Below are 12106 nucleotides of genomic sequence, written 5' to 3'. Positions count from 1 at the left end.
TTTGCTACAAAGATGTTAAGACACAAAAATGTTTTAACCGAAATGAATATCTTTGACCCTGATGTCAGCAAAATGACGAAGCAATTTTTATAAAACAAAATGAAACACTTAAAATATCTTTTTATAGTATTAGTTGCAACAACTTTTAGCGGTTGCGGAGCTTATAACTTTACAGGTGCAGCACCAGTAGACGCTAAAACTTTTCAGGTTAACTTTTTTCAGAATAATGCTGACCTAATCGAACCAGGAATCGACAGGGATTTTACATTGGCTTTGCAGGATATAATCATGAATCAAACCAATTTAAACCTAGTAAGTACAGGAGGAGAATTAGTTTATGAAGGAGAAATTGTTGACTTTAGAACTACTCCTATGACCGCAACTGCAGATCCAGAACGTCCTGCGGCTCAAAACCGTTTAACGATTAGGGTGAATGTTAGGTTTACAAACAAAAAGAAAGAAAGTGACGATTTTGAAAAACCATTTGAGTTTTATTATGATTTTCCGGGATCTGCCCTGCCAACCGGATCTGTTTTAAATGAAGCTGTAAAAACTATTTTCGAAAGAATCACCCAAGATATTTTTAATGAATCACTGGCTAAATGGTAGTCTCTGGTTAACTGTTAAATCTTTTATTCGTTTAATCGATAAAATGATCTAACAAGTACAAACTATCGATTAACAGTTAAACAAATAAACGATTAAACAAACAAAAAATGAACGTTACTGATTATACCTACTTAATGAACAAACCCGATGCTATCACTGAAAAGCAGGCGGAAGCATTAGGAAGTGTTTTGAATGAATTCCCCTATTTTCAAAGTGCCAGAGCGCTTCGATTAAAAGGACTTTACAATCAAAACAGCTTTAAGTATAATTATGCATTAAAAGTTACAGCAGCACATACTGCAGATCGTTCGGTTTTGTTTGACTTTATCACCTCTGAAACTTTTACTTCTATTCAGAGTGAATATTACGATCAAAAACTAAAAGATCTTTTAGAAATCAAAGTTTTTGACAGTGAAGTAGTCTCATTCGAAGAAGTAACCAAAACTCCTGAAGTTAGAATCGATCCAATTGAACAATCTATTCTAAAATCAATTAAAGAAGCTACAACTGTCGTTTTTGAAGCTCCAGTTCAGGAAGAACAAAAAACAGCAGACTCAATTATTGATCCGTCCATTACTACAACAGAGCAAGATACTTTTATAGAAGCTAAAGAAGAAGAAACAATTGAACCTGTAATCGAGCAGCCAATTGTAATTCTTAGCGAAGAAGAAATCCTGAATACTTTTAAAGAAGTAACCGAAGTTGAGGAACTAACGGAAGATGCAGTTGGCGAGCAGCCAATCGCGATTCTTAATGAAGAAGAAATATTCAATTCTTTTCAGGAAGTAACAAAAGCTGAAGAAGAAGAAGAAGAAGAAGAAGAAACTATTATTGAAGAAACCATTATAACTCCAAGCGAGGAAGAAATATTAAACACTTTTAAAAAGGTAGAAGAAGTCGAAATAACCAAATCTGTCATTAAAGAAGAAATTCTAAATACTTTTAAAGAAGTAGAAGTAACAGAAACTGCCGAAGAAACAATTGAACCAGTTATAAACGAATCTATTGTAACTCCAAGTGAAGAAGAAATATTAAACACCTTTAAGGAAGTGAAAGAAGTTGAAGAAAAATCTGCTGATCCGATTATAGGACAGCCTATTGCTAAAACAACTTTTTTTGATGAAGTGGTAGATGACGAAATTACGGAAGTTCACGTTGACCCGATCGAAGAATCGATTTTAGTTTCTATTAAAGAAGCGGCCACTGTTACTTTTGAAAAAGAAGAAAAAACCATAGACGAAAATCCAGCTGCAGAAGAACTTCTGGAAATTGAAATTCCAGAAGCTGAAGTTCCGGAAAATGTAAAAGAAGCTCAGGAAAATTTAGAAATAGGAAAGCCGATAGATTTTTCTGTTAGTGAAAAACATTCTTTTCAGGAATGGCTTCAACTTGCAAGGGCAGAACCTATTGATCGCACTTCTTCAGAAACACCAAAAGAAACACAATCCGTTGAAAAAAAAACAATTGAAGCGATTGAAGTAATTGATGCCGAAGAAGAGAAAAAGAAAAAAGCAGAAATAATTGACAGATTTATAGAAGCAAACCCAAAAATTTCTCCAATTAAACCCACTATGGCAAATCCGCCTGTGCAGTTTAACATTAACGAAGAGGAGAATTCATACCTAATGACAGAGACTTTAGCCCGTGTATATTTAGAACAAAAAAAATATACAAAGGCTATACAAGCATATGAAATATTAATTTTGAAATATCCAGAAAAAATTAGTTTCTTTGCAGACCGTATTTCGGATATAAAGATTTTACAACAAAATAACAATAACAATTAATACAATGAGCACATTTTCAATTTTCTTAGTTTTAATCACAATAGTTTGCTTTCTATTGATCGTAGTGATTATGGTACAAAACCCTAAAGGAGGAGGATTATCTTCTACTATCAGCGGAACTCAAATGTTAGGCGGTGTACAAAAAACAACTGACTTTTTAGATAAAAGTACTTGGACATTAGCTACTATTTTGATTGCTTTAATCTTACTTTCAAGCTTAAGCTTTACTGGAGCTTTAGGTGATACCGGATCTAAAATTATTGAAAAATCAGAAACGCCTGCTGCAACTACACCAGCTGCACCAGCGCAACAAACTCCTGCTCCGGCAGCACCTGCAGCAAAATAATAATTTTGATATAAATTAAAATGCCAGCCTGTCAAAGCTGGCATTTTTTTTAAGAAAAAATGTCAGTTTATAGAGCATGGCATAATTTCTGAAAGTTAATAGAACATTAAAAAACGTATAACTATAATAATATAAAATCATGGCCTTAAACATTAAACCGCTTTCAGACAGAGTACTTATTGAGCCTGTTGCAGCTGAAACTAAAACTGCCTCAGGGATTTTTATTCCAGATACTGCCAAAGAAAAACCACAAAAAGGAACTGTAGTTGCAGTAGGAAACGGATCTAAAGACCACACTATGACCGTAAAAGTAGGTGATACTGTACTTTATGGTAAATATGCCGGAACAGAATTAAAACTGGAAGGGACTGATTATTTGATCATGCGCGAAGATGATATTCTTGCGATTATCTAAAAATCGCTGTAAGCTATAAGCTGTAGGCTATAGGCTTTTCAAAAAGCTCAAAGAGTACTGCCTAAAGCTTAAGCAAAAAACAAAAATGAGAGATTTTAAAAAATATGATATTTGGCAGCTAAGTCATTCTTTTACTTTAGAAATCTATAAATTAACTTCTCTTTTTCCAAAAGAAGAATTATACGGATTAATAAGTCAAATTAGAAGAGCTTCTTCATCAATTCCAACAAATATTAGTGAAGGATGTGGAAGAAATAGCGACAAAGAATTTAATCAATTTCTCAATATCGCTTTAGGTTCTGCCAATGAAACAGAATATCTTTTGATTTTAGCAAAAGATTTGCAATATCTTAATAATGAAATTGCAGAGGATCAAATAGAAAAAATCAATAGCATAAAAAGCAAAATTTACAAATTAAAACAAAAATTAATTCAGCAGTAGAAAGGCTTAAAGCCTAAAGCCTACTGCGTAAAGCAAATTAAAAATGGCAAAAGATATAAAATTTGATATTGAAGCACGTGACGGATTAAAACGTGGTGTTGATGCATTAGCAAATGCTGTAAAAGTAACTCTTGGACCAAAAGGTCGTAACGTAATTATTGGAAAATCATTTGGCGGACCAACAGTTACTAAAGATGGTGTTTCTGTTGCAAAAGAAATCGAATTAAAAGACCCATTAGAAAATATGGGCGCACAAATGGTAAAAGAAGTTGCTTCTAAAACCAATGATCTAGCGGGTGACGGAACTACAACTGCTACAGTTTTAGCTCAGGCTATCGTAAAAGAAGGTCTTAAAAACGTTGCTGCAGGTGCAAACCCAATGGATTTAAAACGCGGTATAGATAAAGCTGTTGAAGCTATCGTTGCCGACTTAGCAAAACAAGCTAAAGTGGTTGGAAGCGATTCTGACAAAATCAAACAAATTGCTTCTATCTCTGCAAATAACGACGAAGTTATTGGTGAATTAATCGCTACTGCTTTTGCAAAAGTGGGCAAAGAAGGTGTTATTACTGTTGAAGAAGCTAAAGGAACAGATACTTTCGTTGACGTTGTTGAAGGAATGCAGTTTGACAGAGGATACCTTTCTCCTTACTTCGTAACCAACCCAGAGAAGATGGAAGTTGAATTAGACTCTCCATACATCTTATTATACGACAAAAAAGTATCTTCTTTAAAAGAATTACTACCTGTTTTAGAGCCAGTTGCTCAATCAGGTAAACCATTATTGATTATTGCTGAAGATGTTGACGGAGAAGCTCTTTCTACATTAGTAGTAAACAAATTAAGAGGTGCTCTTAAAATTGCTGCTGTAAAAGCTCCAGGTTTTGGAGACAGAAGAAAAGCAATGTTAGAAGATATTGCAATCTTAACTGGTGGAACTGTAATTTCTGAAGAAAGAGGATATACTCTTGAAAATACAACTATCGAAATGTTAGGAAACGCAAAAAGAGTTTCTATCGACAAAGATAATACCACTATCGTAAGCGGTGCTGGTGAAGCTGATATCATCAAAAACAGAGTAAACCAAATTAAAGGTCAGATGGAAACTACAACATCTGATTATGATAAAGAAAAATTGCAAGAGCGTTTGGCTAAATTAGCTGGTGGTGTTGCTGTTCTTTATGTTGGTGCTGCTTCTGAAGTTGAAATGAAAGAGAAAAAAGACAGAGTTGATGATGCATTACACGCAACTCGTGCTGCTGTAGAAGAAGGAATTGTTGCCGGAGGTGGTGTTGCTTTATTAAGAGCAAAAGCTGCATTGGCAGAACTTAAAGCTGATAACGCTGACGAAGCAACTGGAATCCAGATTGTATCTCGCGCAGTTGAATCTCCATTAAGAACAATTGTAGAAAATGCAGGTCTTGAAGGTTCTGTAGTTGTTGCTAAAGTTTCTGAAGGTTCAGGTGACTTTGGATACAATGCAAAAACTGACGAATATGTAGATATGCTTACTGCTGGAATTATTGATCCTAAAAAAGTAACTCGTGTAGCTCTTGAAAACGCTGCATCTGTTTCTGGAATGATCTTAACTACAGAATGTGCATTAATTGATATTAAAGAAGAAAATGCCGGAGGCGGAATGCCAATGGGAGGCGGAATGCCAGGAATGATGTAATCGTTCTTTTCTTAAAACTTAAAACGCCAGATATAAATCTGGCGTTTTTTTTTGTTTGCCATGAATTTTCACGAATAATTTTTTCTAAATCTTGTCGAATATTTTTTTAGCCAACGATTAAAAGATTCTCATAGATTAATCCTTTTAATCCTCTAATCTGTGGCAAAAACAATTCGTGAAAATTCGTGTAATTCGTGGCAAATTTCCAGTCACAGATTAAAATATCCTCACAATTAAGCCTTTTAATTCTCTAATCTGTGACAAAAAATAATTCGCAAAAATTCGCAATTCGTGGCAAGCCTTTTTTTATTTTATGATTGTTTAACATTCTGTTTTTCATTAAAAAATCTGTTATTAATACCTTTGCGGTTCTATTTAAATTACAAAATGAGAAAATTCACAACTCACCTTCTATCTTTTACCTTTCTATTTCTCACAACTCTTTTACATTCTCAAACCAATAAAGATGCTTACGTAGTTTTGGTTTCTATGGATGGATTTCGCTGGGATTATCAAAAACAATTTAATCTTCCAAACTTAAAACAAATTGCAAAAGAAGGATCGCATGCCAAGTCTATGAAACCTTCTTACCCAAGTAAAACTTTCCCCAACCACTATTCTATTGTAACGGGACTTTATCCGGATCATCATGGCATTATCAATAATGTTTTTTATGATGCATCACTAAACGAATCATTTTCATTATCAAGTAAAACAAAAAACGATTCAAGATTTTATGGAGGCAATCCGATTTGGAATTTGGCCGAACAACAAGGCGTAAAAGCAGCTTCTTTCTTTTGGCCGGGTTCTGATATCGACAACAGAAATCCAAGTTATTACAAAAATTACGATAACAAAATTCCGTATGGTGCCAGAATCGACACCGTTTTAAAATGGTTACAGCTTCCGGAAAAACAACGCCCGCATTTAGTGACTTTGTATTTCGACCAACCGGATCATACCGGACATAATTTTGGCCCGCTTTCTCCTGAAAACAAAAAAATGGTCATCAAAATGGATTCTATTATGGGAGCTTTATCTCAAAGATTAGATCAATTGCCAATTGGAAAACAAATCAATTTAATCATAGTTTCAGATCACGGAATGGCTGATATCAGCAATGATAAAAAGGTGGCTGTTCTGAATTACCTAAAACCGGAATGGCTTGGTTACAAAGATGTAATTAATCCTATTATGAGTATTCAGGCAAAAGCCGGTTATCAGGATTCGATTGCTAAAGCTTTAAAAAAAGTACCTCATATTAAATTTTGGAAATCAACCGAAGTTCCTGAGAGACTTCATTACGGAACCAATCCGCGCGTGCATGATTTTGTTATCGAAGCCAAGAAAGGTTACAGTTTAGTTGGCAAAGAAAGTACACACATAAAAGGCGGAACGCACGGTTATGACAATGACGAGAAGGACATGCATGCCATTTTTTATGCAAAAGGCCCTGCTTTTAAAGTCGATAAAACAGTAAAAACATTTCAAAATGTTTCGGTTTATCCTTTAATAGCTCATATTTTAGGTTTGCAGATTGGTAAAATTGATGGAAAAATGAGTGATGTAGATTCGATGCTGGTTAATTAGCGGCAATTTGATAATTAGATAATTTAATTGCTTATAAACATATTAATTGCCTCCAGCTTTATATGGAGGCAATTCAAATTAGACTTCAACTGAATTTTCTAATCGACAAATTCTTTAATTATCAAATTGTCACATTCTCTAATTGCCAAAGTCTCCAATTAAAAATTAGTCGAAACAGAAACTGATTTCCAGCCCTCTAATTCACTTTGAACACTTGCTATTTTTTGGTTTGCCATATTATAAGCATCCTCCCCTAAAAACAAATGTAATGGCGGATTCTGATCCTGACTAGCTTTAATTAAAGCTTCAGCTAATTTTACAGGGTCTCCAGGCTGATTCTCGTTAATATTGTCTTTATGGGCACTTTCAGATTCTCTTACTTCTTTATAATCTGCAATCGGATTTTGAGGTAGTAATAAAGAGCTGTCTTTTAAGAAATCGGTTCTAAAATAACCCGGATAAACAATGGTTGCATGAACTCCAAATGATTTTACTTCAGCCGCTAAAGATTCTGTTAGTCCTGCAACTGCAAATTTTGTAGAACAGTAAATTCCCCATCCCGGAAATTCTCCATAATAACCTCCAACAGAAGAAATATTAAAAACATGTCCAGATCTCGCAGCACGCATATAAGGCATTGTATTTCTGATTACATTCAGCAATCCAAATACATTTACTTCGTAGTTCTTTCTTGATTCTGCATCAGTTAATTCTTCTAAAGCTCCTAGTAAGCCGTAACCTGCATTGTTTACCAAAACATCGATTGTTTTAAAATGATTTATGGCTTTATCAATTGCGTTTTTCACGCTGGATTCATTTACCAAATCCATTTCAAGAGGAAGAAAATTTTCTGATATGTTTCCTAATTCTTTTATTAAAGAAGCCTCACTTCTTGAAGTTGCAGCCACTTTAAATCCTTCTGCTAATAATTTTTTAGCTAATTCTAATCCTAATCCTTTTGAGGCTCCAGTAATGAACCAAACTTTGTTATTTCCCATGATTTTAATTTTTTACGTTATAATTACAGGACAAAGGTATGGGCGAAGTGTCTCTTAAATATTGAATGAATCAAACCATAAGTTACAAAAATCAAACAATTTCAGCTAAACGGTAGTTTTTAGGCGAAACCTGAACATTTTTCTTGAAGAAATTAATAAAATGAGAGGATTCGTCGAATCCCAGACACCAGGCAATTTCATTAATATTCCAGTTGGTTTGTTTCAGCAATATCATCGCTTCCTGAACAATTCGTTCTGAAATAATCTGAGAAGTTGTTTTTCCAGTTGTTTCTTTTAAAGATTTATTCAAATGATTGATGTGTACATTTAACTGATTTGCAAATTCAGACGGCGAACGAAAATTAATTTGCTGCGTGATAGATTCAATCGGAAACTGACGTTCTAATAATTCTAAAAACAAAGACGAAATTCGAATTGTAGCGTTCGATTTACTGTATAATGAAGTAGTTACGGTCTGGGTTTTGAGTGCGAGATGAATAATTTCAAAAACTAAATTTCGAAGCATATCATATTTAAAAGCATAATCTGAATTGATTTCGTCAAACATTCTTAAATAAATGATCTTCAAAGATTCGGCTAATTCTGCAGAAACCGGAACAACCGGATTTCCTCCGGGCTGAAACAATGGGTATTCTTTTAAATTTCCAAACTGACTAAAAAACGCATCCGTAAAAATGCAGAAAAATCCGGTTTGATTTTCATCGATATGTTCCCAGCTGTACGGAATCTGCGGATTTGCAAAAAATAATGCCTGATCGTCTATTGTAACGATTTTATCTGCATAATGCACTTTGTTTTTCCCTATAATCAAACTTATTTTGTAAAAGTCTTTTCTAGTATAAGGCAAAGGATTACAGGTACTCCCAACATAATCATCCAATTTAAAAACATTAAAATGTCCGATTTCTTTTTTAAGATTCTCGGGCATCCCTTTTATTTTAATTGTATAAAAATCTTCTAAAGTTTCTGTCAGTTTCATTTTGTAAAGTTACAAAAATCAATCTTACTTAATTAGATAATTTGACAATTTAGATAATGATTAACGCAACACATCTCTATGGAAAATTGTGATCTATAATTAAATTAAAACAATTATTAAGACACCACTTTATAAGTAGGATCATCAATCACATTTACATTAATAACCGCATCGGCATTTTTAAGCAATTGCCTGCAGTCTGCACTTAGGTGCTGCAATTCTATGGTTTTATTTTCCTGATTGTACTTTTTAGTCAGATTGTTTAAAGCTTCAATTGCCGACATATCAGAAACACGGCTCTCTTTAAAATCAATTATCACATGATCCGGATCGTTCACAACATCAAATTTTTCTAAAAAAGCAGTAATTGACCCGAAGAATAGCGGTCCGTAAATTTCATAATGTTTTATACCGTTTTCATCAATATAATGTCTGGCACGGATTCTTTTGGCACTTTCCCATGCAAAAACCAAAGCCGAAATAATAACACCAATTAAAACCGCTAAAGCCAAATTGTGCAATACAATAGTAATTAAAGCAACTAAAATCCCGACAAAAATATCGTGTCTTGGCATTTTATTGATAATCCTGAAACTTGCCCATTCAAAAGTGGTAATAGCAACCATCATCATAACGCCTACCAAAGCAGCCATTGGCAATTTTCCAATTACCGGTGCACCAAATAGTATAATTAATAAAATCGTCAAAGCAGCGATAATTCCAGAAAGTCTTGCTCTTGAACCAGCCCCCAGGTTTACTAAAGTCTGCGCAATCATAGGACAGCCGCCCATTCCGTAGAAAAAGCCGTTTAATATATTCGAGCTTCCTTGTGCGATGCACTCACGATTACTATTGCCCCTAGTTCCGGTAATTTCATCGACTAAATTCAGCGTAAGCAAACCTTCAGTCAAACCAACTGCGGCCACAATTACAGAATACGGAAATATCACTTTTAAAGTTTCAAAAGAAATAGGAATATTAGGAATATGAAAAGGAGGAAATCCCCCTTGAACTGATGCAATATCTTCAACGGTTTTGGTTTCGATATTAAAAATAATGACCAAAGCAAAAACAACCATAATTGCTACTAAAGATGCCGGAACTGCTTTTGTGATTTTTGGAAAAATTAAAACAATAGCAACTGTAAGCGCAACCAGACCAAGCATAATATACAACGGAGTTCCCTGAAGCCAGGAAACCTGACCGTTTACAATGGTTTTAAACTGCTCCAGCTGCGACATAAAAATCACGACCGCCAATCCGTTTACGAAACCAAACATAACGGGTTGAGGAACTAACCGAATAAATTTTCCGAGTTTAAAAAGTCCGATAAAAATTTGCACTACGCCTCCAAGTGCAACGGCAGCAAAAACATATTCTATTCCGTGCGACTTCATCAAAGCAATCAAAACGATTACCGTTGCTCCTGCTCCACCCGAAATCATTCCGGGTCTTCCGCCAAAAACAGCTGTAACTAAACCAGCAATAAAAGCGGCGTACAAACCAACCAAAGGGGGAAATCCAGCCAAAATAGCAAACGACAAAGATTCCGGGATCATTGTCATCGCAACCGTTAAACCGGCTAAAATTTCATTTTTGTAATTAACCTTTTGAGTAAAATCGAAGAGTTGGAAAGCTTTTTTCATAGGGCACAAATGTAAAAAATAATGCCCGAAAACGGAACAAAGCTTTTCAGCATGAAAAAGTCATGATAAAAAGCTATGTATAAAACAATTGTTATAGTTAACAGAATTGTTTTAAAAGTAAAATGAACAATGAAAGAATGAAACTTGTCATTTGAGTAGTTTTTATTTTTTAGATGAAATTATCGCACAAAACTATCTATAAAGCGAAATATACAGCTGCGTATTTTTACCTGTTTTGCATAATAAAATGTTAATCCAGACGAATGCAGGTATAGCCTAGACAATTTACATAATCAATAATATCGTTATATTGCGGTTCAACACCTTCTACACGCAATATTTTATCGCAGTCTTCGAGATCAAAATTGATTTTATAATCTGGAAACTGTGTCTGAATAACGGCTATGACATAATTTTTGTCTGATTCTTTGTAAACGTTTGTCTTAAAAACCTCAACAACCATAACTATATTATTTTAATTTTTAAATCTAAATTATTTTTGCTGAAAAAGATTGTACGATATCCCAACTCTAAAATATCCCTGCGCATCTTCTTTTTGATCGTAAACATATCGATTGGTACGTTCTCCCTTTTCGGTAATACGCGTACTTACAACGTTATTGACACCGGCTTTTACAAATGAAATTATTTTTGGCGTAAAGCAATATTCGTAGGTAATGCCGGATTTTAATTCCAGCTGATTGAGCTCGTAAACACCATTTAAATTTGAGGTGCTTAAATTTAAGTAAAAACTTTCAGAATTCAATTCTGTTCCCAGCGAAATTCTTCCATTTTCCAACAATTCCCTTCTAAACAAAAGCCGTTGCGGCAAAATAAAATCCATATCCCATTTTGAATCTTTAAATTTATGGTTCATAGAAAAAAGCGGTGTTACAGGAACGATCGAGGACGGATCTAACAATGCCAATGCTCCAACAGTAATAGTTGTGCTTGGCGTACGTTTCAGCACTATTACTGCTGATGCAAATCCTTTTACCCGTTGAAAATCATCTTCATTTCCGTCAAAGCTGATCGTAGCGTTATAAATAATCGGCTTTTTAAAAAGCGATGACATATAAGTTGCAGTCAAAGCTCCTGCCCAATAATGAAGCTCCTCACGTTCTCTTGAATAATTCTGAGTACTGTTGTAATTATAAATATCGCCAAACTCATAACTTTCGTATTTATATCGAACTGACGTGGTTAAAGCAAATCTTTTCGATTTTGTGGCATAAAAAGGCATATTAAAAGCGGCTTTAAAACGGTTATGGCTTTCAAATCGGCCTCTTTCAAAATTATTTCCAAATAAATCAGAATTGTAATTAGAAGGCCCTAATTGTTCATATTGTACATCAAAAGTTCGCGTTGTTGGAAATTTATCTACAATTGCTTTACCAAAAGTCTTGATGCCCGGCTCTTTTTCCTGCGCCATTATGTGCATTGAGGTAAAAACAATTAAAACCGAAATAATTCTTGATTTCATAAACTGGAATGTATAAGATTTGTTTTGGATGATACTTGAAATTCGGGTCAAAAGTAATCGAGCAGTACCTATTATAATAGAATATTTATACCAGTGGCGTATCATTTATACGAAT

The 12106-nt window shown here is 34.3% G+C and carries 12 protein-coding genes; 7 read left to right on the top strand and 5 right to left on the bottom strand.

Annotated elements, in window-relative coordinates:
* Window positions 1-99 precede the first annotated feature (99 nt).
* The 7 genes from BKM63_RS10205 (at window position 100) to BKM63_RS10175 (ending at window position 6864) form a co-directional block, all read left to right on the top strand.
* Window positions 100-609, top strand: coding sequence for an LptE family protein (locus tag BKM63_RS10205; RefSeq protein WP_071636502.1), 510 nt, complete (start codon window positions 100-102; stop codon window positions 607-609).
* Window positions 610-716: 107 nt separating this feature from the next.
* On the top strand, window positions 717-2396 hold the full coding sequence (locus BKM63_RS23775) for a tetratricopeptide repeat protein (protein ID WP_071636501.1): 1680 nt from the start codon (window positions 717-719) through the stop codon (window positions 2394-2396).
* Between the two features lie 4 nt (window positions 2397-2400).
* Window positions 2401-2742, top strand: a complete 342-nt coding sequence (secG, locus tag BKM63_RS10195; protein WP_071636500.1) for a preprotein translocase subunit SecG — start codon at window positions 2401-2403, stop codon at window positions 2740-2742.
* Between the two features lie 139 nt (window positions 2743-2881).
* On the top strand, window positions 2882-3157 hold the full coding sequence (locus tag BKM63_RS10190; protein WP_012023920.1) for a co-chaperone GroES: 276 nt from the start codon (window positions 2882-2884) through the stop codon (window positions 3155-3157).
* 85 nt (window positions 3158-3242) lie between these two features.
* Window positions 3243-3599, top strand: coding sequence for a four helix bundle protein (locus BKM63_RS10185; protein WP_071636499.1), 357 nt, complete (start codon window positions 3243-3245; stop codon window positions 3597-3599).
* Window positions 3600-3642: 43 nt separating this feature from the next.
* Window positions 3643-5274, top strand: coding sequence for a chaperonin GroEL (gene groL / locus BKM63_RS10180; protein ID WP_071636498.1), 1632 nt, complete (start codon window positions 3643-3645; stop codon window positions 5272-5274).
* A gap of 387 nt (window positions 5275-5661) precedes the next feature.
* Window positions 5662-6864, top strand: coding sequence for an ectonucleotide pyrophosphatase/phosphodiesterase (locus tag BKM63_RS10175; RefSeq protein WP_071636497.1), 1203 nt, complete (start codon window positions 5662-5664; stop codon window positions 6862-6864).
* A 158-nt stretch (window positions 6865-7022) separates the two neighbouring features.
* Here BKM63_RS10175 and BKM63_RS10170 read toward each other — a convergent pair whose 3' ends face one another.
* The 5 genes from BKM63_RS10170 to BKM63_RS10150 form a co-directional block, all read right to left on the bottom strand.
* On the bottom strand, window positions 7023-7862 hold the full coding sequence (locus BKM63_RS10170; protein WP_071636496.1) for an oxidoreductase: 840 nt from the start codon (window positions 7860-7862) through the stop codon (window positions 7023-7025).
* A gap of 91 nt (window positions 7863-7953) precedes the next feature.
* A complete protein-coding gene (locus BKM63_RS10165; protein ID WP_071636495.1) occupies window positions 7954-8862 on the bottom strand; it encodes a helix-turn-helix domain-containing protein in 909 nt (302 codons plus the stop codon).
* A gap of 116 nt (window positions 8863-8978) precedes the next feature.
* Entirely contained in the window at window positions 8979-10508 is a 1530-nt protein-coding gene (locus BKM63_RS10160) for a SulP family inorganic anion transporter (RefSeq protein ID WP_071636494.1), read from the bottom strand.
* A gap of 250 nt (window positions 10509-10758) precedes the next feature.
* Window positions 10759-10971, bottom strand: coding sequence for a hypothetical protein (locus BKM63_RS10155; RefSeq protein ID WP_071636493.1), 213 nt, complete (start codon window positions 10969-10971; stop codon window positions 10759-10761).
* A gap of 30 nt (window positions 10972-11001) precedes the next feature.
* Window positions 11002-11991 (bottom strand): hypothetical protein, encoded by a 990-nt coding sequence (locus tag BKM63_RS10150; protein WP_071636740.1) that lies wholly within the window; start codon window positions 11989-11991, stop codon window positions 11002-11004.
* Window positions 11992-12106: the final 115 nt, after the last annotated feature.

The organism is Flavobacterium johnsoniae (assembly GCF_001879205.1).
GTDB lineage: Bacteria > Bacteroidota > Bacteroidia > Flavobacteriales > Flavobacteriaceae > Flavobacterium > Flavobacterium johnsoniae_A.
This window is presented reverse-complemented; position numbering and strand designations above follow the sequence as displayed.